Origin of the sequence: Streptomyces sp. NPDC007856, assembly GCF_042868225.1 — a bacterium.
Lineage (GTDB): Bacteria > Actinomycetota > Actinomycetes > Streptomycetales > Streptomycetaceae > Streptomyces.
Genome location: NZ_JBIAEC010000008.1, coordinates 178,235 through 200,723, shown reverse-complemented (window position 1 = coordinate 200,723; position 22,489 = coordinate 178,235). Strand labels below are relative to the sequence as shown.

23 protein-coding genes are annotated in these 22,489 nt (G+C 71.3%); 7 read left to right on the top strand and 16 right to left on the bottom strand.

Annotated elements, in window-relative coordinates; genetic code table 11:
* The first annotated feature begins 110 nt into the window (after nt 1-110).
* Both ACFYOH_RS20880 and ACFYOH_RS20875 read left to right on the top strand, forming a co-directional pair.
* On the top strand, nt 111-2,102 hold the full coding sequence (locus ACFYOH_RS20880) for a glycosyltransferase family 2 protein (protein ID WP_388627501.1): 1,992 nt from the start codon (nt 111-113) through the stop codon (nt 2,100-2,102).
* A complete protein-coding gene (locus ACFYOH_RS20875; protein ID WP_388627499.1) occupies nt 2,099-4,033 on the top strand; it encodes a galactose oxidase-like domain-containing protein in 1,935 nt (644 codons plus the stop codon). Before ACFYOH_RS20880 ends, ACFYOH_RS20875 begins: the two co-directional genes overlap by 4 nt.
* Before the next feature lie 3 nt (nt 4,034-4,036).
* On the opposite strand, the gene ACFYOH_RS20870 is transcribed toward ACFYOH_RS20875, so the two are convergent.
* The 12 genes from ACFYOH_RS20870 to ACFYOH_RS20815 all read right to left on the bottom strand — a co-directional run bounded on the left by ACFYOH_RS20870 (nt 4,037) and on the right by ACFYOH_RS20815 (nt 14,829).
* The gene (locus ACFYOH_RS20870; protein WP_388627497.1) at nt 4,037-5,059 is read right to left on the bottom strand and encodes a glycoside hydrolase family 6 protein; all 1,023 of its coding nucleotides are present in this window, start codon (nt 5,057-5,059) and stop codon (nt 4,037-4,039) included.
* A gap of 113 nt (nt 5,060-5,172) precedes the next feature.
* Nucleotides 5,173-5,844 (bottom strand): class F sortase, encoded by a 672-nt coding sequence (locus ACFYOH_RS20865; RefSeq protein WP_388627495.1) that lies wholly within the window; start codon nt 5,842-5,844, stop codon nt 5,173-5,175.
* 9 nt (nt 5,845-5,853) lie between these two features.
* The gene (locus ACFYOH_RS20860; RefSeq protein WP_388627493.1) at nt 5,854-6,432 is read right to left on the bottom strand and encodes a hypothetical protein; all 579 of its coding nucleotides are present in this window, start codon (nt 6,430-6,432) and stop codon (nt 5,854-5,856) included.
* 127 nt (nt 6,433-6,559) lie between these two features.
* Entirely contained in the window at nt 6,560-7,339 is a 780-nt protein-coding gene (locus ACFYOH_RS20855) for an HAD-IIA family hydrolase (protein ID WP_388627491.1), read from the bottom strand.
* 125 nt (nt 7,340-7,464) lie between these two features.
* Nucleotides 7,465-8,520, bottom strand: coding sequence for a 2-aminoethylphosphonate ABC transporter substrate-binding protein (locus ACFYOH_RS20850; RefSeq protein WP_388627489.1), 1,056 nt, complete (start codon nt 8,518-8,520; stop codon nt 7,465-7,467).
* 50 nt (nt 8,521-8,570) lie between these two features.
* Nucleotides 8,571-9,368, bottom strand: coding sequence for an ABC transporter permease (locus ACFYOH_RS20845; protein WP_388627487.1), 798 nt, complete (start codon nt 9,366-9,368; stop codon nt 8,571-8,573).
* Nucleotides 9,355-10,137 (bottom strand): 2-aminoethylphosphonate ABC transporter permease subunit, encoded by a 783-nt coding sequence (locus ACFYOH_RS20840; RefSeq protein WP_388627485.1) that lies wholly within the window; start codon nt 10,135-10,137, stop codon nt 9,355-9,357. The genes ACFYOH_RS20845 and ACFYOH_RS20840 overlap by 14 nt, the downstream gene beginning before the upstream one ends.
* Nucleotides 10,130-11,176, bottom strand: coding sequence for an ABC transporter ATP-binding protein (locus ACFYOH_RS20835; RefSeq protein ID WP_388627484.1), 1,047 nt, complete (start codon nt 11,174-11,176; stop codon nt 10,130-10,132). The genes ACFYOH_RS20840 and ACFYOH_RS20835 overlap by 8 nt, the downstream gene beginning before the upstream one ends.
* Before the next feature lies 1 nt (nt 11,177).
* Complete coding sequence (locus tag ACFYOH_RS20830; RefSeq protein ID WP_388627482.1) at nt 11,178-11,876, bottom strand: HAD family hydrolase; 699 nt, start codon at nt 11,874-11,876, stop codon at nt 11,178-11,180.
* Nucleotides 11,877-11,883: 7 nt separating this feature from the next.
* Nucleotides 11,884-13,008 (bottom strand): TIGR03364 family FAD-dependent oxidoreductase, encoded by a 1,125-nt coding sequence (locus ACFYOH_RS20825; protein ID WP_388627480.1) that lies wholly within the window; start codon nt 13,006-13,008, stop codon nt 11,884-11,886.
* Nucleotides 13,009-13,148: 140 nt separating this feature from the next.
* Nucleotides 13,149-13,904: a GntR family transcriptional regulator gene (locus ACFYOH_RS20820; RefSeq protein WP_388627479.1), complete on the bottom strand. Its 756-nt coding sequence runs from the start codon at nt 13,902-13,904 to the stop codon at nt 13,149-13,151.
* 49 nt (nt 13,905-13,953) lie between these two features.
* Complete coding sequence (locus ACFYOH_RS20815; RefSeq protein ID WP_388627477.1) at nt 13,954-14,829, bottom strand: hypothetical protein; 876 nt, start codon at nt 14,827-14,829, stop codon at nt 13,954-13,956.
* A gap of 137 nt (nt 14,830-14,966) precedes the next feature.
* Between ACFYOH_RS20815 and ACFYOH_RS20810 the strand changes: the two genes are divergently transcribed.
* Nucleotides 14,967-15,377 carry a VOC family protein gene (locus ACFYOH_RS20810; RefSeq protein WP_388627476.1) on the top strand — a complete coding sequence of 137 codons (411 nt, stop codon included), beginning with the start codon at nt 14,967-14,969 and terminating at the stop codon, nt 15,375-15,377.
* A 29-nt stretch (nt 15,378-15,406) separates the two neighbouring features.
* On the opposite strand, the gene ACFYOH_RS20805 is transcribed toward ACFYOH_RS20810, so the two are convergent.
* Nucleotides 15,407-16,705 carry an ROK family protein gene (locus ACFYOH_RS20805; RefSeq protein WP_388627474.1) on the bottom strand — a complete coding sequence of 433 codons (1,299 nt, stop codon included), beginning with the start codon at nt 16,703-16,705 and terminating at the stop codon, nt 15,407-15,409.
* A 56-nt stretch (nt 16,706-16,761) separates the two neighbouring features.
* Between ACFYOH_RS20805 and ACFYOH_RS20800 the strand changes: the two genes are divergently transcribed.
* From ACFYOH_RS20800 to ACFYOH_RS20790, 3 genes are all read left to right on the top strand, one after another.
* The gene (locus tag ACFYOH_RS20800) at nt 16,762-17,841 is read left to right on the top strand and encodes a Gfo/Idh/MocA family oxidoreductase (RefSeq protein WP_388627473.1); all 1,080 of its coding nucleotides are present in this window, start codon (nt 16,762-16,764) and stop codon (nt 17,839-17,841) included.
* Entirely contained in the window at nt 17,841-18,362 is a 522-nt protein-coding gene (locus ACFYOH_RS20795) for a heme-degrading domain-containing protein (RefSeq protein WP_388627471.1), read from the top strand. Before ACFYOH_RS20800 ends, ACFYOH_RS20795 begins: the two co-directional genes overlap by 1 nt.
* 86 nt (nt 18,363-18,448) lie before the next feature.
* Complete coding sequence (locus tag ACFYOH_RS20790) at nt 18,449-19,321, top strand: LLM class F420-dependent oxidoreductase (RefSeq protein ID WP_388627470.1); 873 nt, start codon at nt 18,449-18,451, stop codon at nt 19,319-19,321.
* A gap of 86 nt (nt 19,322-19,407) precedes the next feature.
* On the opposite strand, the gene ACFYOH_RS20785 is transcribed toward ACFYOH_RS20790, so the two are convergent.
* The 3 genes from ACFYOH_RS20785 to ACFYOH_RS20775 form a co-directional block, all read right to left on the bottom strand.
* Nucleotides 19,408-20,265 (bottom strand): fumarylacetoacetate hydrolase family protein, encoded by an 858-nt coding sequence (locus tag ACFYOH_RS20785; RefSeq protein ID WP_388627468.1) that lies wholly within the window; start codon nt 20,263-20,265, stop codon nt 19,408-19,410.
* 128 nt (nt 20,266-20,393) lie between these two features.
* Nucleotides 20,394-21,137 carry a YidC/Oxa1 family membrane protein insertase gene (locus ACFYOH_RS20780; protein WP_388627467.1) on the bottom strand — a complete coding sequence of 248 codons (744 nt, stop codon included), beginning with the start codon at nt 21,135-21,137 and terminating at the stop codon, nt 20,394-20,396.
* A gap of 92 nt (nt 21,138-21,229) precedes the next feature.
* Nucleotides 21,230-21,541: a DUF6412 domain-containing protein gene (locus ACFYOH_RS20775; protein WP_388627465.1), complete on the bottom strand. Its 312-nt coding sequence runs from the start codon at nt 21,539-21,541 to the stop codon at nt 21,230-21,232.
* A gap of 104 nt (nt 21,542-21,645) precedes the next feature.
* Here ACFYOH_RS20775 and ACFYOH_RS20770 point away from each other — a divergent pair, with 104 nt between their 5' ends.
* The gene (locus ACFYOH_RS20770; protein ID WP_388627463.1) at nt 21,646-22,482 is read left to right on the top strand and encodes a serine hydrolase domain-containing protein; all 837 of its coding nucleotides are present in this window, start codon (nt 21,646-21,648) and stop codon (nt 22,480-22,482) included.
* The last annotated feature ends 7 nt before the right edge of the window (nt 22,483-22,489 follow it).

The following is a 22,489-nucleotide window of genomic DNA, read 5'->3' as shown; positions in this document are numbered from 1 at the left end:
ATGCAACCGGAAGGTCGCCGTCCCGTGTCTACAGGGTGGGGAAGACGTGGGGACTGCGAGCCACCACAGCGACAGAACACGCGGTGACCTGCGTGTGGGGGGAATGACTCATGACGTCGACGCCGACGGGCGCCGGACAGAGCCACGTTCACGACGATCCGTCACAGACCACGCAGTTGAGGGTGATCGGGCACCGGACGGCCCAGTTCCGCCGGATAAGGAAGAGCCTGCCGAGATACGACTACGAGCACTACAGCCGACTCGCGGGCCCCCTCACCCAGCCCGACCCGGGCAAGCCCTACAAGGTGCAGTACCGGTCGCTGCTCTCCCAGGAGCCGCACCGCATCCGCGCCGCGCTCATGCTGGGCGCGGCCCCGATCCTCTCCCTGGTCCTGCTGTTCTGGCTGCTGCAGCCCGAGCACTGGACCGAACGGGACTATCCCGCCCATGACTTCCTGCCGGTGCTCGACGTCGTCATGCTCGTCTCGATCGGCCTGATCGAGTTCTTCCGCTGCATGAACGTGCTGTCCAACGCGCACGCCACGCTCGTCGCCCGCGACCCGGTCCCGGTGATCCCGGAGACCGGCACCAGAGTCGCCTTCCTCACCACCTTCGTGCCCGGCAAGGAGCCGCTGGAGATGGTGACGAAGACCCTGGAGGCGGCGGTGAAGCTCCGTCACCGGGGCCTGCTGCACGTGTGGTTGCTGGACGAGGGCGACGACCCGGCCGTCAAGGAGGTCTGCGCCCGGCTCGGCGTGCACCACTTCACCCGCAAGGGCGTCGAGCGGTGGAACCAGCCCAAAGGCCCGCACCGCGCCAGGACCAAGCACGGCAACTACAACGCCTGGCTGGCGGCACACGGCGACGACTACGACTTCTTCGCCTCGGTCGACACCGACCACGTTCCGCTGCCCAACTACCTGGAGCGGATGCTCGGTTACTTCCGCGACCCGGACGTCGGCTTCGTCATCGGCCCGCAGGTGTACGGCAACTACGACACCTTCGTCACCAAGGCCGCCGAGTCCCAGCAGTTCCTCTTCCACGCCCTGATCCAGCGCGCCGGCAACCGCTACGGCGCCCCGATGTTCGTCGGCACGTCCAACGCAGTGCGGATCAGCGCCCTCAAGCAGATCGGCGGCCTGTACGACTCCATCACCGAGGACATGGCGACGGGCTTCGAGATGCACCGTGCCAAGAACCCGGCCACGGGCCGGAAGTGGAAGTCCGTGTACACCCCGGACGTGCTCGCGGTCGGCGAGGGGCCGAACGCCTGGACGGACTTCTTCACCCAGCAGCTGCGCTGGTCCCGGGGCACGTACGAGACGATCCTCAAGCAGTACTGGAAGGGCCTGTTCACGCTGGGGCCGGGCAAGCTCTTCAATTACACGATGATGATCATCTTCTATCCGATGTCCGCCCTCAACTGGATCCTCGCGGCGCTGAGTTGCGCCCTGTTCCTGGGCCTGGGCGCCTCGGGCGTGAACATCGACCCGACCGTGTGGCTGATGCTGTACGGCAACGCCTCCGCGCTCCAGATCGGGCTGTACATCTGGAACCGGCGGCACAATGTCTCCCCGCACGAGCCGGAGGGCTCCGGCGGTGTCGCGGGCATGGTGATGTCCGCCCTGTCCGCGCCGATCTACGCACGCTCCCTGATGGACGCCGTACTGCGCCGCAAGAGCAGGTTCGTGGTGACGCCGAAGGGCGAGTCGGCGAGCCCCGACACGCTGTTCGGGACGTTCCGGGTGCACTGGTTCTTCATCCTGGTCTTCGCCGGCTCGCTCGCCGCCGGCTTCGTGTTCGGGCACTCCCACCCCGCGATGCTCACCTGGGCGTCCTTCGCCCTGCTGATCACCGCCTCGCCGATCTGCGCCTGGCGGTACACGCTGCGGCAGGAGCGGAAGAAGCCGAGGCCGGCGGCGGCCACGGCGGCCGGCGAACCGCGGGACGCGGTGCCCGCCCCGTACGCGGCCCATCCGCCGCTCAAGCGGCCCACCTGGACGGCCGGCGAGCAGCAAGGGGGCCGCAGCGCGGACCGGAGCGGGGAGAACGAGCAGACCATGCAGATCGCCCTTGGCGGACTTGGGGGAAGCAAGGAATGAAGGACCAGGCCGGCCGCCGTCGCGCCCGCAGGCTCGCGATCGGTACGGCGGTGGTACTCGCGCTGGCCGGGATGAACGGGCCGTGGCTCTACCGCTTCGGCACCGCGCAGTATCACCAGTACAAGATCAACAGACCCGAGTACAAGGCCGAGAACGGCCACTGGGACATCATCGAGTTCCCGCCGGAGTACCGCCAGGACACCATCCACGCGGCGCTCCTGCACACCGGCAAGGTGCTGCTGGTGGCCGGCTCGGGCAACAACCAGGACAACTTCAACGAGAAGAAGTTCGACACCCGGATCTGGGACCCGGTCAAGGGCACGATCAAGAAGATCCCCACGCCCAGCGACCTGTTCTGCACCGGCCACACCCAGCTCGCCAACGGCAATCTGCTGATCGCGGGCGGCACCAAGCGGTACGAGAAGCTCAAGGGTGACGTCAAGAAGGCCGGCGGCGTCATGATTCTCTACAACGAGAACCCGGACAAGCCGATCACCCTGCCCGCGGGCACCAGGTTCACCGGCAAGCAGAACGGCAGGACGTTCGTCTCCCAGGACCCGGTGCTGATCCCGCGCGCCACCAAGGTCTTCGACAAAACCGGCAAGTGGCTGCGGAACAACCCCGGTTACGGCCGTGTCTACGTCGAGGCGCCGCAGGAGGGCGCCCAGTACGAGACCGGCACCCAGGACAACTACCGGATCCAGGGCCTGACCGGCACCGACGCGCGCAACACCTATGGCATCGCGCAGAAGCTCGCCCTCGACAAGAAGGACTTCGAGGGAATCAAGGACGCCTACGAGTTCGATCCGGTCGCCGAGCGGTACGTCAAGGTCGACCCGATGAACGAGGCCCGCTGGTACCCGACGCTCACCACCCTGTCGGACGGCAGGATCCTCAGCGTCTCCGGCCTGGACGACATCGGTCAGCTGGTGCCGGGCAAGAACGAGGTCTTCGACCCGAAGACGAAGAAGTGGACGTACACGAAGACGGTCCGGCAGTTCCCGACGTATCCGGCCCTGTTCCTGACGCAGAACGGGAAGATCTTCTACTCGGGTTCGAACGCGGGGTACGGCCCGGACAACGTCGGCCGGGACCCCGGCATCTGGGACGTCGACACCAACAAGTTCAGCAAGCTCCCCGGGCTGAGCGACCCGAACATGATGGAGACCTCAGGGACCGTGCTGCTGCCTCCGGCGCAGAACGAGAGGTTCATGGTGATCGGCGGTGGCGGCGTCGGTGAGTCGAAGCTGTCCAGCAGGAAGACCCGGCTGATCGACCTGAAGGCGCAGAACCCGCACTTCGTGGACGGTCCCGAGTTGGAGAAGGGCACGCGCTATCCGCAGTCCTCGGTCCTGCCCGACGACACGGTGCTGGTCTCCGGCGGCTCCGAGGACTACCGGGGGCGCGGCGACTCCAACATCCTGCAGGCGCGGCTGTACCACCCCGACAGCAACAGCTTCACCCGGGTCGCGGATCCGCTGGTGGGGCGTAACTACCACTCCGGGTCGATCCTGCTGCCGGACGGCCGGGTGATGTTCTTCGGCTCCGACTCGCTGTACGGCGACAAGGCGAACACCAGGCCGGGGAAGTTCGAGCAGCGGATCGAGATCTACACACCGCCGTATCTGTACCGGGACTCGCGGCCGACGCTGAGCGGTGGCCCGCAGACGATCGCCCGCGGCGCCTCGGGGACGTTCACGTCGGATCACGCGGCCGGCATCAAGAAGGTGCGGTTGATCCGGCCGAGTGCGTCGACGCACGTGACGGACGTCGACCAGCGGTCCATCGCCCTGGACTTCAAGACGTCCGGGAACAGGATCACGGTGACGGTCCCGGAGAACCGGAACCTGGTCACCTCCGGTTGGTACATGTTGTTCGTGGACGATGACCAGGGGACGCCGAGCAAGGCGCAGTGGGTGAGGGTTCCGTAGGGGTCACTTGCTCTTCTCGGCGAGTCCGAGAGCGTACGTCGCCCACCAGTCCCCCGCCTTGGGACCCCCCTTGCACTGCCCGTCCGACTCCCCCGGCCGCTTGACCCACAGATAGGCGTCCACCAGGGGGTCGGCGGTCTTCGTCGTCGGGGTCTCGCCCAGGGCCCGGCCCGGCGGGTTGCACCAGCGCTGGGCCGGGTCGCCGGACGTGTAGGGGCCGTTGCCGTTGCGGCTCGTGTCGATGACGAAGTGCTTGTTGCCGACCTTCGCCGAGAGCTGCTTGCCGTAGGCGATGGAGTCCTGGGTGGAGTAGAAGTTGGAGACGTTGACGGAGAAGCCGTCGGCCTGGTCGATGCCGGCCTGCTGGAGGGGCTGGAAGATCTGGTCGGGGCGGCCCCAGCCGGCGTTGCCCGCGTCCAGGTAGACCTTGGTGTTCTTCAGCGACTTGAGCCTCGCGATCGCGCCCTTGAGAAGGTCGTAGCGCTCCTCGTGGAACTGGGCCGGGGTGCAGCCGTCCACGAGGTGGAGCACGGCGTCCGGTTCCAGGATCACGATGGCGGGACGGTCCTCGATGCCCCGGGCCACGGCGTCGATCCAGGCGCGGTAGGCGTTGCCGTCGGCGGCGCCGCCCTGGGAGTACTGGCCGCAGTCGCGGTGCGGGATGTCGTAGAGGACGAGCAGGGCCGTGCGGTCGGACTTCGCGGCGGCCTCGGTGAAGCCGCGCGCCTCCTTCTCCGGATTCTCCGGGCCGATCCACTCCCCCACCGGCTGCTCGGCGATCTTGCGGATCTGCGCGGCCTCGGCCGTCTTGCCGGACTTCTCGTAGGCGGTTAGCTGACGGGCCGCGGTGCCGTCCGGGTTCACCCAGAACGGATCGGCGGCCTTGGGCTGTTGGGTGATCCGGGCCCCCGGGTCGCCGTTCTTGTCCCCGCCGCCGGAGGAGCATCCGGCGAGCAGCAGCGCCGCCCCCAGCACCGCCGCCGCCGACGCCCGCGCGGAAGAACGGGCCCCCCTGCTGTCGTACATGCGATTCCCCCCTGGGCGCACTGGTCCGGGTGTCCAATCGTGGCATATCCGCCCGGTCCGTCACGAGGTCGCGAGGTCGTGCGGCGGGGCGTACGGGACCGGACGTACGGGGGTCAGCCGGCGGTTCCGGTGAGGTACGCGGAGACCACGACGTTGGCCGTGTAGCTGTGGGCGGCGCGGTCGAAGGGGCCGCCGCAGGTGATCAGGCGCAGCTCGGCGCGACCCGGCCGGTGGGGGCCGTAGGCCTGGCGGGCGTCGAAGCCGGCGCGGGGCAGCACGCGGACGTCGTCGATGACGAACTGGGCGACCTTGCCGTCCGAGCGGACCACCCGGACCGTCTCGCCGGGCTTGAGGGTGCTGAGCCGGTAGAAGACCGCGGGCCGGGTCTCCGTGTCGACGTGCCCGACCAGGAGCGCCGCACCGCTGGCGCCGGGTGTGGTGCCGGCGCCGTACCAGCCGACGACGCCCGGCTGGTCGAACGGGGGCGGGTCGACGGCGCCCCGGGCGTCCAGTCCGCGGCTCACCACCGGCGCCTGGACGCCCAGTTGGGGGATGTCGACGCGCTGGGGCACGGCGCCCGCCCCGAGCGGCGTGGCCGGGCTGGGCAGCCGGGCGGCCTGCGCGGGTGCGAGGCCGAACAGGTTCCCGGTGGCGGGGCCGTCCGTGGTGTGCGGTACGCCGGTCAGCCCGCGCCCCCACAGCCACAGCCCGAACAGCAGCACCGCCCAGGTCAGCCAGGTGATGAGCCGGTCGGTGCCGGTGGTGCGCCCGTGGTCGTCGGACATGGGCGGCGCTCAGCGGGTGCCGCGGCCGCGGCGGGTACGGAGCCCGACGGCGACCGCCGCGATGCCCGCGAGGGCCAGGCCGGTCACCGCCTGGCCGGTGTCGGGGCCGGAGTCGGTGGTGGCCACCGTGGCGAAGTGAGCGGTGCCGCCGCCGCCCGCGGGGACGGGGGCGACGGGCGAGGGGGCCCCACCGAACAGGCGGCCGGGGTCCTGGAACGGTCCGACTGCCTGGTTGGGCGCCGTCCCCGGCGCCGTCCCCCTGTCGACCACCGTGATCCTGCCGCTGATCACGAAGTCGGCGCAGGTGATCCTGACGTCGTAGGCGCCCGCCCTGAGGGAGGAGCGGACGCGGGTCTCGCCGGACAGGGTGCCCTGGCTGCCGGTCAGCTGCGCGTCGGCGACGAACGCGTCCGAGACGGCGGTGCCCTGCCGCCCGGAGCAACCGTGCACCCGCACGGAGACGTCGGTGCCGGGTGCGGGGGCCGCGGGCGTCACGGAGACCGAGCCTCCGTCGGCCGCGTGGGCCGCCGGGGCGAACGCGGCGACGGCCAGGATTCCCGTACAGAGAGTGAGGCGTAGTGAGCCCATCGTGAACCTCCAGTTACCAGGAGGCTCCCCCGCGCCGGGCGCCTCCGCATCCTCGGGAGGCGCCCGATTGCTCCGAACGGGTGGATGAAGGTTTGAAAACCCCAGGTCAGACCCGTTTGGCGGCAGCTCAGACGAGGTCGACCAGGTCCGCGATGGAGTCGACGACCTGCGAGGGGCGGAAGGGATAGCGGTCGACGTCGTCGGGCTGGGTGACGCCGGACAGCACCAGGAAGGTGCGCATCCCGGCCTCCAGGCCCGCGAGGACATCGGTGTCCATGCGGTCGCCGATCATCGCGGAGTTCTCGGAGTGGGCCCCGATGGCGTTGAGCCCGGCGCGCATCATCAGCGGGTTGGGCTTGCCCACGAAGTACGGCTTCTTGCCGGTCGCGGCGGTGATCAGGGCGGCGACCGAGCCGGTGGCGGGCAGGTCGCCCTCGGTGGAGGGGCCGACGTTGTCCGGGTTGGTGGCGATGAACCGGGCGCCGTCGTTGATCAGCCGCACGGCCTTGGTCAGGGCCTCGAAGGAATAGGTGCGGGTCTCGCCGAGGATGACGAAGTCGGGGGCGTGGTCGGTGAGGATGTAGCCGATGTCGTGCAGCGCCGTGGTCAGACCGGCCTCGCCGATGACATAGGCGCTGCCGCCGGGCCGCTGGTCGTCGAGGAACTGGGCGGTGGCCAGGGCGGAGGTCCAGATGTTCTTCTCCGGCACGTCCAGGCCCATGCGGCGCAGCCGCGCGTGCAGGTCCCGGGCGGTGTAGATGGAGTTGTTGGTGAGCACCAGGAAGGGCCGCCCGGACTCGCGCAGCTTCTTCAGGAAGGCGTCGGCGCCGGGGATCGGAACACCCTCGTGGATCAGGACACCGTCCATGTCGGTGAGCCACGACTCGATCGGCTTGCGGTCTGCCATGTTGTGCGTCTCCTGGCGTGCGTACGGTCAAGAAGAGCGGGGGACGCCGGAACCACGGCGTACCGACGCCCCCAGCCTAATCAGCGCGGCCTGATCTTGACCCGGCCGTACGGCGACCGATCGGCTCAGCTTCCGGTGGCCGACTTCCAGTCCTCCACGTACGACATGAGGTTCTTGTCGATGTCGTTCCAGTCCGGCTCGAAGATCTCCACGCCGTCCATCAGCCTGGTGAGGGCGATGGCGTTGGCGTCGGTGGCCTTGACGTCCTGGCGGGCGGCGAAGCCGCCGCCGATCTCGCTGACCTCCTGCTGCTGCTTCCGCGCGAGCATGAAGTCGAGCAGCTTCTTGCCGTTCTCGCTGTGCGGGGCCTCGGTGACCAGGCCGGCCGCGTACGGCAGGGCGAAGGTGGTGGGCTTGCCGTCCTGGCCGGCCGGGAACCAGATGCCGAGGCCCGGCATGTCCTTGGACTGGGCGTAGTTCATCTGCACATCGCCGTTGGCGACGAGCAGCTCGCCCTTGTCCACCTTGGGTGCGAGCTTGCCGGTGGAGGCGGACGGGCCGACGTTGTTGGCCTGGAGCTTCTTCAGGTAGGCGAGCGCCTGCTCCTTGCCGCCGAAGTCGTGGACTGCCTTGATGAGCACGGCGGTGCCGTCACCGGCGACACCGGGGGTGGAGTACTGGAGCTTGTTCTTGTACTTGGAGTCGAGCAGTTCGTCCCAGGTCTTCGGGGCCTGGTTCAGCTCCTTCTTGTTGTAGACGAACCCGAAGTAGTTGTTGACCACGGAGGTCCATGTGCCGTCGGCGCCCTTGTCGCCGCCGCCGACCTGGCCGGAGTCCTTCGGCTGGTACTTCTGCAGCAGGCCCTTGCTGTCGGCCTGCTGGATGAACGGGGGCAGGGTGACCAGCACATCGGCCTGCGGGTTGGACTTCTCGCGGACGGCGCGCTGCACCATCTCGCCCGACCCGCCCTCGACGTACTTGACCTTGATGCCGGTCTGCTTGGTGAAGTCGGCGAAGACCTTGTCGTACCAGCCGTCGCCGTTCTCGCCCTTGAGGCCGTCGGCGCTGTAGACGGTGACGGACTTGGCGTCGGAGGCGGCGGAGGAGCCGCCGCAGGCGGACAGCACGGGGGTGGCGAGCAGGGCGAGGGCTACGGCGAGCGTGAGGCGGTTTCCGGACATGGCGAGGCCAGCTCCTGGCGGGTGAAGGGAATTACGGGGGTGTGGAGTGATCAGCGGTACGACGCCCGGGTGCGGACCCGGGAGACGGCGAACAGGACGAGCAGGGTCGCGGCCATCAGCACCACGGCGACGGCCGAGCCGGTGAACAGGGCACCGCGGTCGGTGGCCGCGTAGATCAGGACGGGCAGCGGGGTCCAGTCCGGCGGATAGAGCATCATCGTGGCGCTCAGCTCGCCCATGGACAGGGCGAAGCAGAGGCCGGCGGCGGCGGTGAGGGAGGGCAGCAGCAGGGGCAGGCGGACCCGCCGCAGGACGTGGGCGGGCCGGGCGCCGAGGGAGGCGGCGGCCTGTTCGTAGGCCGGGTCGAGGCGGGTGATCGCCGCCGACACGGACTGGTGGGCGAACGCGGTGACCAGCACGGTGTGGGCGAGGATCACGATCCACCGGGTGCCGTTGAGCAGCATCGGCGGCTTGGAGAAGGCCACCAGGACCGACAGTCCGACCACGACCGACGGCACGGCGACCGGCAGGACGAACAGGGCGTCCATGAGCCGCCGGTGGCGCTGCTTGAGCCCGGCGGCGGCCAGCGCGGCCCAGGTCCCGACGGTCAGCGCGAGCAGGCTGGCGGCGGTGGCCGTGAGCAGGCTGGTGGTGAGGGCCTGGAGGGCCTCGCCACGGGTGGCTGCACGGTAGTTCGCGGTGGTCAGTCCCGAGGGCAGCGCGCCGGACCAGTGGGTGGCGATGGAGGCGCCGAGGACGACGAGCAGGGGAAGCGCGAACACCGGCACGAACAGGACGAGGAACACCGCCCAGACGGCCCACCTGGCCTTGCGGCTATGCACCAGCACGACGGCTCACCACCCGGTAGAGGCCGTAAAGACCCACGGAGATCAGGACGTTGGCGACGGCGACCACACAGGCGCCCGGATAGTCGGACTCCAGGATCGCCTTGCCGTACACGAGCATCGGCAGGGTGGTGACCCCCTTCGCGCCGGTGAACAGCACGATCCCGAACTCGTTGAGACACAGCACCAGCACCAGGCTCCCGCCGGCCGCGAGCGCGGGCAGCACCTCCGGCAGGACGATCCGGCGCACGATCCGGGGCGCCCGCGCTCCCAGCGAACCGGCCGCCTCCAGCTGCGCGGTGTCGAGCTGCGAGAAGGCGGCGAGCAGCGGCCGCATCACGAACGGCGTGAAGTAGGTGACCTCGGCCAGCAGCACACCCCAGGGCGTGGTGAGGAACTGGAAGGAGCCGATGATCCCTGTCGTGCCGTAGATGAACAGCAGTGCCAGCGTGATGAGGAAGGACGGGAAGGACAGGTACACGTCGATGAACCGGGCCACCCCCTTCGCCCCGGGGAACGGCACGAACGAGATGACCAGCGACAGCAGGAACCCGAGGACCAGGCACCCGGCGGTGGAGGCGAGCGCCAGCCAGACGGTGGTCCACAGCGCGTTCCGGAAGCCTTCGGAGGCGAAGACGTCGGCGTACGGCTGGAGGGAGGTGCCTCCGCTGTCCGGCTGGAAGGACTGCCGGACGACGAGGGCGAGGGGGTAGAGGAAGAGGAGGGCGAGGAGCGCCACGGGAGGAAGGGCCCACAGCAGCCGCCTACTCATGGCCGGCCTCCGCGGGCAGCAACACCGCGTCCTCGGGGGCGAAGTGCAGGGTCACGGTCTCTCCGTGCCGGGGCGGATCCTTCAGCTCGCGCACGTCCGCCATGACGCAATGCCCGTCGACCTCGACGTACAGCCGGTGCGTGGCGCCGCGCCACTGGATCTCCCGTACGGCACCGACGAGTTGATTGGGGCCCTCGCCCAGCCCGACCAGATGCGGCCGTACACACAGCGTGGCCCGCGCTCCCGCGGCGGCGCCCGCCGTGTCGACCTTCAGTTCCGTGCCCGCGAACGCGACTCCCCCGGAGCCCACGGTCACCGGTACCAGATTCGCACCACCCACGAAGGACGCCGTGAACTCGTCGGCCGGCGCCCGGTACAGCTCCCGCGGCGTGCCACAGGCCCGCAGCTTCGCCTTGTCCATCACCGCGATCCGGTCGGCCAGCGTCAGCGCCTCGACCTGGTCGTGGGTGACGTACAGCATCGTCATGTCCGGCAACTCACGGTGCAGCCGGGCGAGTTCGGCCAGCATCCCGGACCGCAGCCGGGCGTCCAGCGCGGACAGCGGTTCGTCGAGGAGGAGCACGTCCGGCCGGATGGCCAGCGCGCGGGCGATGGCGACCCGCTGCTGCTGCCCGCCGGACAGCTCGCGCGGGTGCCGGCGGGCGTAGCCGGCCATCCCGGTCAGCTCCAGCGCCTCGGCGACCCGCTGCCGTATCTCGCTCCTGGGCGTCCTGCGCGCCCTGAGTCCGAAGGCCACGTTCTCGTCGACCCGCATGTGCGGGAACAGCGCGTAACTCTGCACGACCATGCCGATGCCCCGCCGGTACGGCGGCAGGTCCGTCACGTCCCGGCCGCCGAGGAGCACCCGCCCGGACACGGGCCGTACGAACCCGGCGACCGCCCGCAGCGCGGTGGTCTTGCCGGAGCCGGACGGCCCGAGCAGCGCCATGACCTCGCCGGGCTCGACGGTCAGGTCGAGCTCGTGGAGGACGACGTTGCCGTCGTAGGCGACGGTGACGGAGTCGAAGCGGATGCTCATCTCACCGTTCTTCCGCGAGCAGGGTCGGCAGGCCGGCGACCGAGTCGAGGACGTGCGTGGCGCCGGCCGCGCGGAACTCCTCGTCGCCGTGCGCCCCGGTGCGTACGCCGGCGACCAGCCCGGCCCCGGCGCGTACCCCGCTGAGCACGTCGTAGGAGGTGTCCCCGACGACGGCGACCTGGCGTACGTCCTCGGCGGCCTTGGTGCGGACGAAGGCATCCAGGACCATGTCCGGGTACGGCCGCCCGCGCCCGCCGGCGTCCACCGGGCACAGGGTGAGCGGGACGAGGTCCCGCCAGCCGAGGGCGTCGAGGATCGCGTCCTGGGTGACCCGGGCGAAGCCGGTGGTCAGGACGACGGTCCGGCCGCCGCCGGCCAGCTCCTCGATGGCCTCGCGCGCTCCCGGCACCGGGGCGATCAGGCCGCCGGCGACCAGATCGCCGTACGCCTTCTCGAAGGCGGTGTTGGCGCGCTGGGCGCGGTCCTCGGCGCCGAACAGGTGGCGGAAGACGGAGATCTTGGACTCGCCCATGGTGGCGCGGACGTAGGCGAGGTGCTCGGCGTGCTCGGCCGAGCCCGGCTCGACGCCGAGTTCGCCGGCCGCCGCCTCGAAGGCGCGCTCGACCAGTCCGCCGTCGGCGACGGTCGTACCCGCCATGTCCAGGACGACCAGACGGATGTCCGGGGTGATGTCGGTCATGGGTTGCTCACCAGCCCAGTTCGTTCGCGGTGGTCTCGGCTATCGCGGGGGCGCAGGTCATGCCGCGCCCGCCGGGCCCGGTGACCAGCCACACCCCCTCGCGCACCTGCCGGCGGTGCACCACCCGGCCGGGCTCGGTGCACTGCGCGTACACACCGGCCCAGCGGCGGCGGATGCGCGGCAGCGGCCGGCCGAGCAGGGACTCGACGACCCCCGTGAGGTGCTCGTACGGCTCCTCGACGGTGTCGAAGGCGAAGGGGTGCTCGTACTCGTGGGTGTCGCCGATGGTCAGGCCGCCGTCGGCGCGCTGCACCATGAGCAGCTGCATCTTGTGCGCGGCCGCGGTCTCCGGCTGCGGCTGCCGGGCGTTGAGTTCGTCCAGCGCCGGGGAGGCGTAGGCCGGGTAGTAGCGGAAGCTGTCGGCGTCGGCGACGGAGGTCGGCAGCGGCTCGCCCAGCGGGTCGGTCTGCATCATCTGCAGGCGGACCCGGCGCACGGGGAGGTCCGGGCCCGCGAGTTCGCGGACCAGTCCGCCGAGCCAGGCGCCGGTGCACAGGACGACCGTGTCGGCGCGGTGCACGTCGCCGTGGTCGTCCCGGACGGTGCCGGCGCCGACGACCTCGCGCACCTCCCGGCCCGGCAGGAAGGTGTAGTTCGGGGATTTCAACAGCGCTGTACGGAGGGCGATTTGGGCGGTGCGCGGCTCGACCGCCGCGTCCCGCTCGCAGTACAGGGCGGCGGTGAAGTCGCCCCGCAGGGCCGGGTTGAGGGCGCGGGCCTCGCTCGGGACGAGGAGCTTGTAACCGCGGGCAGCGGCGTCCGCGCGGGCCACGGCGGCCTCGGCGACGGCGAGCTCCAGGGGGCCGCGGACGGGGGTCAGGGACCCGTTCGCCCTGAAGCCCAGCGCCGGCACCCGTGCGCCGATCCCTTCCCACAGCTCCCGCGCCCGCAGCGCGGTCTCCAGCTCTTCTCCGGCGGCGCGGCCACTGACCCAGATCTGCCCGAAGTTGCGCAGCGAGGCGCCGCGCGCCTCGGCCTCGCGCTCGATCTGGACGACCTGGTGGCCGCGCTGTACCGCGTGCCAGGCGTGCATGGTGCCCACCACGCCTGCTCCGACGACTGTCACTTTCACGACGGCAACGCTCCTCGGGATCGGGGAACCGGAGACATCCGGCTGACAACGCGAGCGTGAACGACCCATCACGTTTGGGCTAGACCCGTTATCTTTCTGTGACATTACAGCGAGGTCGATACCGGGACATCAGTCGCTTTTCAGCCCTTGAGGTGGGTGGTGAAGGAGAACCGGTCCCCCCGGTACAGCGAGCGCACGCGCTCCAGGGGCCTGCCGTCGGTGTCCCGGGAGACGCGGTGGATCAGCAGCATCGGCAGGGCGGGCGGGGTGCCGATGAGCAGGGCCTCGCGGGGCGTGGCCAGCACGGTCTCGATGCGCTCGTCGGCGTCGCCGAAGGAGATGCCCTGGCTGGTCAGATAGCCGTAGAAGGAGGAGTCGGGGTCGAAGTCGGCGTCCAGCCGGGGCACCCGCTCGACGGCGACGTACGTGCTCTCCAGGCCGACCCGCTCCTCGTCGGCGAGCAGCACGCGCTCCAGGTGCCAGACGGGTTCGCCGCGGGTGAGCCCGGTCTCGGCCGCGAGGGCGTCCGGGCAGGGGAAACGGTCCAGGGTGACGAGCGCACGACCGGGCGTACGGCCCTGCCGGCGCACACCCTCGGTGTAGCTCGCGAGCGACAGCGGCTGGGCGAGCTTGGGCCCGGCGACGACGGTTCCCCGGCCCTTGCGCCGCAGCCGCCCTTCCAGCACCAGCTCCCGTACGGCCTGCCGGACGGTCTCCCGGGCGACGTCGTAGCGCTCGGCGAGGTCCCGCTCGGTGGGGATGACGCCGTCCTCCCCCAGCTCCTCCAGCAGCGCGGCGATCCGCGCCTTCACCGCGTAGTACTTGGGGATACGCCCGTGCTCGGGGATGCCGGAGCGGACGGGGGCGCCGGGGGCCTGGTCGTTCGGGTAGTCCACGCAGGGATCGTCGCAGACGGCAGGGGTGTCCGAGGTACGGCCCCCGGGCTCAGCGGCGTCTGCGGGCCAGTAGCAACGCGCCGCCGGCGACCCCGAGAAGCGCGGCGGTGGCCGCGAGCAGCCCTTGGGCGAGGCGGGATCCGGTCAGTGCCAGCTCACTCGGGTCCTCCCCGTCGCCCTCCGCCACGGCGGCGTACGGCAGGTCGGGGTCGGCGGTGGGGGTGGCCGGGGCTTCGGTTCCGGTGCCGGGTGTGGCCTGCGTACCGGCGGACACGCTGGGTGCCACACCGCCGCCCTCCTGGGAGGCGTCCGGAGCCGGGCTCTGCGTGGCGTCCGGAGCCGGCGACGCATACTCCCCGATCCCGAAGCGGTAGGCATTGGACTCCCCGACCCAGTCCCCGTCGTCGCCCCGGCGCTGTACGACGGCGGCGTTGGCGGTGACCTGGTTGGATGCGGTGTCGGAGGGGAACACGAGTCTGACCTTGACGCTGACGGTCCTGCGAGGCGGTACGGCGAACCCGTGGAACCCGGCGCCGTCGAGCACGCCGATCAGCTCCTGCTCGTCGGTACTCTCGAACGTCACCGGCCGGGCCGTGGCGCCGTCGTAGAACTCCAGCTTGGGCTGGTTCGGTTTCAGCTCGCGCTTGTCGTCGACGAGGACGATCAACGGATGGATGCCGGTGCAGGCGTGGCTGGTGGTGTTGGTGAGGTCGATGTACCAGGTGCCGTAGCCGCCGCCCGCCTCGTAGGAGGGCGGGCCGCCCCGGATCCGCGCGGCGAGGGGGAAGGCCCGCGGGTTGCCGCCGGTGCAGGCCGGTGGCGGGTCGGCGAGGGCGGCGGCCTGCGCCGCGGGGCCGACCACCCAGGCGGAGGCGGACGCGGCGGCTGCGGTGAGGCAGAGGGCCAGAGGTGTGAATGGTCGCATAAACACATAACCATGTCGGTCAGATGGGCACGCCGGCGTCCGCCACTCCGGTACGGGCCGCGAAGTCCGCTCGATCGGCGGGGTAACACTTGAACAGGCCTGCGCACCCTCCCCGAAAGCGCTGAGGAGCATGCATCATGAAGATCGCGACGTCCCAGAAGATCACCACGTTCCTGATGTTCGAGGGCGTCGCCGAGGAGGCGATGACCTTCTACACCTCGCTCTTCGACGACGCCGAGGTCGTCAACGTCACCCGCTACGGGGCCGACGGCACCGGCAAGGAGGGGAGCGTGCAGCACGCCACGTTCTCGCTCGCCGGGCAGCAGTTCATGTGCATCGACAGCCCCGCGCACCACGACTTCACCTTCACGCCCGCGATCTCACTCTTCGTGCAGTGCGAGGACGAGGCCGAGATCGACCGCCTGCACGCCGCCCTCACCGAGCAGGGCACGGAACTCATGCCCCTGGGCAACTACGGCTTCAGCGCCAAGTTCACCTGGCTCAACGACCGCTTCGGCGTCTCCTGGCAGCTGAACCTGCCGGCATGACCTGACCGACGCCCACCCACCGAGCCGCGTCAGACAGTACGCGGTTGCGGGTCCGCCGTGGCTGGTCGCGCAGTTCCCCGCGCCCCTTCGGCGCGCACATCCCCCCGCCCGAACACCGGCGCCAACAGCAACTGCGCGGCCCCCTCCGCCACCACCCGCTCCCCCCGCGGAGCGACCCGCACGGATGCCCCACGCACTCCCTCCCGCCGAGCCCGGGCATCGAGCACCTCCCCGACTCCCCGCACAAAACCCTCCGGTGCCCCCGCGATCGTCCGCCCCCCGAGCAGCACCACATCGATGTCCAGCAGCCCGACCAGATTCGCCGCCGCCACCCCCAGCACCCGCGCCGCCTCCCCGTCCTCCCCGCGGCCCACCGCCGCCAGGCACAGCGCCTCCACGCACCCCCGGTTCCCGCACTCGCACAGCGGCCCGTCCAGCTGGATCACCTGGTGCCCGAACTCCCCCGCCCCGGTCCGCACCCCCCGATGCACACGCCCACCGATCACCAACCCGGCCCCGAGCCCCGTACCGAGATGCAGATAGGCGAAGGAGCCGCCCTCGCTCCCCTCACCCCCGACCGACAAGCCGAGCGCCGCCGCATTGGTGTCCTTGTCCACCACCACCGGCACCCCCAACCGCTCCCCGAGCGCGTCCCGCAGCGGAAACCCGTCCCACTCGGGAAACCCGGTCACCCGGTGCAGCACCCCGCGCGCATGATCGAGCGGCCCCGGAAGCGCCACCCCCACCCCGAGCAGCGACCCGGCCCCCGCCGGACCCTTCCCGGCCGGCTCCTCCCCGGCCGCCCTCTCCCCGCCCGGCCCTTCCTCACCCGGAAACGCGCCCAGCACCTCCCGCACCACCCCCGTCACCGCATCCCCGACCACCGCCAGCACCGCCTCCGCCCCGGCCCCCAGATCCAGCTCGGCCCGCCGCTCCCCCACCACGGCCCCGTCCAGATCGACCAGCACCACCCGCAGCTCGTCCCGGTCCAGATGCACCCCCACCGCGTGCCCGGCCTCGGGCACCAGCCGCAGCACGGTCCGCGGCTTGCCCCCCGTCGACGCCCGCCGCCCGGCCTCCGCCGCGAACCCCTCCTCCCGCAGCCGCGCGGTGATCTTGCTGACGGCCTGCGGGGTCAGCCCGGTCCGCTCGGCCAGTTCGAGCCGGCTGATCCCCTCCGCCCCGGCGTCCCGCAGCAGCCCCAGCACCAGCGCGGCGTTGTGCGACCGCACCGCGACGAGGTTCGCCCCCACCGGCCCGCCACCGCTCGCCGACACTCCGCCCGCCGACACACCGCTCGCCGTCCTCGTCCTGTTCACGCCACCCATTGTCCCCACCACTTGCACTTTGGCAACAGCGTTGCGAAAGTAGCTCCATGGGATCCATGACAGGGCGCACGACCGCCACCCCCCTCCGCGTCGGCCTGATCGGCTACGGCCTCGCCGGCTCCGTCTTCCACGCCCCGCTGATCGCCGCCACGGAGGGCCTCGCCCTGGACACCGTGGTCACCGCCAACCCGGAGCGGCAGCAGCAGGCCCGCGCCGAGTTCCCGGACGTGACGCTCGCCGCCGGCCCCGAGGAGCTGTTCGACCGCGCGGACGAGCTGGACCTGGTCGTCATCGCCTCCCCGAACAGGACGCACGTCCCGCTCGCCACCGCCGCCCTGAAGGCCGGCCTGCCGGTCGTCGTGGACAAGCCGCTGGCCGGCACCGCGGCCGAGGCCCGCGACCTCGCCGCTCTCGCCGAGGAGCGCGGCCTGCTCCTGTCGGTCTTCCAGAACCGCCGCTGGGACAACGACTTCCTGACCCTCCGCAAGCTGATCACCCAGGGAGACCTGGGTGACGTATGGCGCTTCGAGTCCCGCTTCGAGCGCTGGCGCCCCCAGCCCAAGGGCGGCTGGCGCGAGTCCGGCGACCCCGCAGAGATCGGAGGTCTGCTCTACGACCTCGGCAGCCATGTCGTCGACCAGGCCCTGGTCCTCTTCGGCCCGGTCACCGAGGTCTACGCCGAGACGGACCTCCGCCGCCCCGGCGCCGAGACCGACGACGACACCTTCATCGCGCTCACGCACGCGAACGGCGTCCGCTCCCACCTCTACGTGTCCGCGACGACCGCCCAGCTCGGCCCCCGCTTCCGGGTGCTGGGCTCGCAGGCGGGCTATGTGAAGTACGGCCTCGACCCGCAGGAGGCGGCCCTGCGCGAGGGCCTGCGCCCCGGCCCCCGGTGGGGCGCGGAGCCCGAGTCCCTGTACGGCCGTATCGGCGCCGGAGAGTCCCCGCTGACCGGCGGCGGCACCCCCGTACCGACGCTCCCCGGCGACTACCCCGCCTACTACACGGCCGTCGCCCGCGCCCTGACCGGCGCCGGCCCCAATCCGGTGACCGCGCTGGAGGCGGCCGCCGCCCTCGACGTACTGGAAGCGGCCCGCAAGTCGGCCACGGACAAGGTGACGGTGACCCTCTGATGCCACACCAGCAGCACCCCCAGCACCACCCGCAGATCACCCCCCGGACCACCCCCGAACTCACCCCGTCCATAGGGGAGTTGGAGGCCCAGGAACGCCGCCTGGTCTTCCCGCGGTTCACGTACGACGACGCCTGGGCCCTCGGCTCGCTGCTGGTCGAACTGGCCCGGGAGCGCCAGGCCCCGGTCGCCATCGACATCCACCGCGCCGGCCAGCAGCTCTTCCACGCGGCCCTGCCGGGCTCCACCCCCGACAACGACTCCTGGATCGCCCGCAAGCGCCGGGTCGTGGAGCGCTACGGCGCCTCCTCCTACCTGGTCGGCGCCCGCTTCCGCGCCAAGGGCACGACGTTCGAGGACTCCTCCCGCCTCGACCCCGACACCTACGCGGCCCACGGCGGCTCGTTCCCGATCAACGTCGAGAACGTGGGCGTCATCGGCGCGGTGACCGTCTCCGGCCTCCCCCAGCTCCAGGACCACAGGTTCGTGGTGGAGGCACTGGAGCAGTTCCTGAAGGTGTGACACCCGCCGGGATTACGTGACGGATCCCTCCGGTTGGGAATGGCTGCAGACGTGATGGTCACGGCCCCACCCGGAGGGACAGCCCCATGAGCACCGTGAGCACCTTGAAGGACAGGATCGGCCGGTACGGCATCTGGAGCATCGGCCTGCGCGCGGAGGACCCCTCCCGGCGCGGCGAACTGGGCGAGGCGGCCGCTGAGTTGGAGGAGCTCGGCTTCGGCGCCGCCTGGCTGGGCGGCAGCAGCGCCGCCCGGCACGCCGTACCCCTCCTGGAGGCGACCGACCGGCTCACCGTCGGCACCAGCATCCAGAGCATCTGGCAGTACGACGCCGAGACCAGCGCCGCCGCCTTCGCCGAGGTCGACGCGGCACACCCCGGCCGCTTCCTGCTCGGCCTCGGCGTGAGCCACGCCAAGCTCGCCGACCAGTACCGCCGGCCGTACTCGGCCCTGGTCGCCTATCTCGACGCCCTGGACAAGGTCGGGGTGCCCGCCGACCGCCGGGTGCTGGCCGCCCTCGGCCCGAAGGTCCTGGAGCTGTCCCGCGACCGGGCGGCGGGCGCCGTGCCGTACCTGGTCACCCCCGAGCACACCGCGCAGGCCCGCGAGATCCTCGGCGCCGGACCGCTGCTCGCCCCGGAGCTGAAGGTGGTCCTGGAGACCGACCCGGCCCGTGCCCGCGCCCTCGCCCGCGACACCCTCGCGATGTACCTGGCCCTGCCGAACTACACCAACAACTTCCTCCGGCACGGCTTCACCGAGGACGACCTCGCCGACGGCGGCAGTGACCGCCTGGTCGACGCGGTCTTCGCCTGGGGCGACGACAGCCGCATCCGGGATCGCATCGACACCTTCCACGAGGCGGGCGCGGACCACGTGGCCCTCCAGGTGGTGGCAGGCGGCGACAGGAACACCCTTCCCAGGGAACAATGGCGCCGCCTGGCTTCTCTGCTGGGGTGACCTCAGGCGCCCCAAAGGGGCGCGAGGAACTGCGCGAGAAACCACGGACGACCCGCACCCGCCGAACTCGCGCAGTCCTCACCCCCTTAAGCGTCTTTGAGCTCCTGCCGCTGCCGACCGAGCCCAGGAATCTCCAGCTCGACCACGTCCCCGGCCCGCAGATACGGCTTCGGCTCGGGCCGCCCCATGGCCACCCCGGCCGGCGTCCCCGTGTTGATGACATCCCCGGGATACAGCGTCATGAACTGGCTGACGTACCGCACGACCTCCGCCACGGGAAAGATCTGCTCGGCCGTCGTACCGTCCTGCTTCAACTCCCCGTTGACCCACAGCTTCAGCGACAGATCCTGCGGGTCGGCGACCTCGTCGGCCGTCACCAGCCACGGCCCCAGCGGATTGAACGTCTCGCAGTTCTTGCCCTTGTCCCAGGTGCCACCGCGCTCGATCTGGAACTCCCGCTCGGACACGTCATGGGCCACCGCGTACCCCGCGACATGCGCGAGCGCCTCCTCGGCCGACGACAGATAGCGGGCCGTACGTCCGATGACGACCGCCAGCTCCACCTCCCAGTCGGTCTTGGCCGAGCCCCTCGGGACGAGCACCGTGTCGTTCGGCCCGACCACCGTGTCCGGCGCCTTGAAGAAGACCACCGGCTCGGCAGGCGGTTCGGCGCCGGTCTCGCGGGCGTGGTCGTGGTAGTTGAGCCCGATGCACACGATCTTCCCAATGCGGCCGAGCGGCGGCCCGATGCGGAGCCCCGTCGCGTCCAGCGCGGGCAGCTCGCCGGACTCGGCCGCCGCCCGTACCCGGTCGAGCGCGGCCTCGTCGGCGAGGAGCGCGCCGTCGATGTCGGCCACGAGGCCCGACAGGTCCCGCAGGGTCCCCTCGGCGTCGAGCAGCGCGGGCCGCTCGGCCCCTGCCGTACCGACTCGCAGCAGCTTCATGGTCACAATCTCCCTCGATCGCGGACGCCCGGACCGATGGGTGCAGCCATCGGAGGACTGGTCGATCGTCCAATCGGCCGGTCCAGTCCGCAAGACCTTGTTCACGTACTGGACCGTAACCGCGCCTGCTACCGGTACAGCGCGGCCCGTTCCAGCGCGGTCCAGGCCGTGCTGGTGACGACGTACAGCGCGGCGGCCAACGGTACGACCGCCACGGTGACGAGCGTGAAGAAGGACATGAACGGCATGACCTTGTTGACCGCGCCGAGCCCCGGCACCTGCTCGCCGCCCACCGCTCCCGCCGCGCCCGCGGCGATGGGATCGGCCGCCTTCATCCGCTTGGTACGAAGGCAGTTGAAGGTGGCGATGACCGCGACGGTCGCGAAGAGCCCGAGATAGACCAGCCCCGCCGGCCCGAACACCCCACCGCCGGCGAGGGCGTCGGCCCAGCGCCCGCCCAGCGGCGCCGCGAACAGCCGGTGGCCGAGCAGCCCGTTGCTCGCACCGCCGATCGTGGAGCTGGAGAAGAGGTGGTAGAGGAGGAAGAAGGCGGGCAGCTGGAGCAGGCTGGGCAGACAGCCGGACAGCGGTGACACCTTTTCCTCGGCGTGCAGTTCGAGCACCGCCTGCTGCAGCCGCTGCGGGTCCTTGGCGTGCTTCCTGCGCAGTTCGGCGATACGCGGCTGCAGTGCGGCGCGGGCGCGCCCGCCGCGGGCGGCGGCGCGGGACAGCGGGTGGACGAGGAGTCGTACGAGCGCGGTGAACAGGACGATCGCGGCGGCGGCCGCGGAGGCGTGGAAGAGCGGCTGGAGCAGGTCGGCGAGCTGCTCGACCAGACGGGCGAAGACGGAGAAGACAGAGAAGACGGACATGGGTGAGCCCTCCGGGGGTCTCGTCGTGCCGGAAGTGAACAGAGCGGCATGACGACCCGCGCGGGGTCACGTGTGCGAAGGAGGGACGTGCCCTACGCGGCGGTCGCCGGAAGGACGTGCCCGGGTGCCCTGGGCCGGCGCCGGCCGGGCGCGTCGGGATCGCGCTGCGGCAGGAAGGCCGTACGCCGGGCCCGGTCGCGGATCGCCGTACGCACCCGGGTGGGCGGGACGGCGGGCGCACAGCGGGCGGCGATCAGCGCGCAGGCGGTGAACGCCGCCCCGGCCGCCGCGGTCGCGGCGAGCGCCACGGTCGCGGAGAGGTTGCCGGTGTCGAGCAGCATGAGCGGCAGGAGCAGAAGCAGCAGCGGGGCGAGCGCACGCGACCGCGCGAGACTGCGGACCACTTGGCTTCCCCCTTCCACGGTCTCAACCTCCGGTGCCTGTTTGCCCTTTATACAAGTAGAGCCGAATACAGGCAGAGCCGACCCGACACCGGAAAGGGCCCCGTATGCCGCGCACTCCCACCTGCGTCCTGACCCACACGAATTCCGCGCAGGTAGACGACGGTCACGCCGTGGACCGGTTCGTCGAGATCGGCTCCTTCACCAAGGTGCTCACCGGTACGGCGCTCATGCGCATGGCCGCCGCGGGCCTGCTCGACGTCGACGATCCCGTCGAGCGCTGGCTCCCCGCCGCGCCGCGCACCGGCATCACGCTGCGGCACCTGGCCGAGCACACCTCCGGGCTGCCGCGCCTTCCGCCCGGCGCCGGGGGCCGCGATCCGTACGCCGCGTTCGACGGCGACGCGCTGCAGCGGCTGCTCGGGCGGCTGGACGGGGTCGTGGTCCGGCCGCCGGGAGAGCAGGAGGAGTACTCCAACCTCGGGTACGCGGTCCTGGGCGCGGCACTGGTCGGCGCGGCCGGTGCGCCGTACGAGGAGCTGCTCGCCGAGCATGTCCTGCGGCCGCTGGACGTGCATGAGGTCAGCGCGCGTCCCGACCCCGGCCGGCGCCTGCTGGCTCCCGGGTTCCTCGGCAGGACTCGCAGGCCCTGGACCATGGACGGGGCGATCCTTCCGGCGGGCGGTCTGTGGGCGACCCCGCGTGCGGTCGCCGATCTGCTGGTCCGGCTGGTGCTGGAGCGCCGGCTGGGAGATCCCGCCCCCTCCTGGCAGACGGCCGGCCCGCTGCTCTGGCACAACGGCGCGACCCGCCATGCCTCCGTCTTCGCCGGAGCCATGGCGGACGGCCGGTGGGTGGTCGTCCACCGGCTGGGCGGCCGGGCGGAGGCGACGGATCAGGCCGGGATCGACGTCCTCAGGGGCGCCGGATCGGGCAGCTCCTGACCGGCCG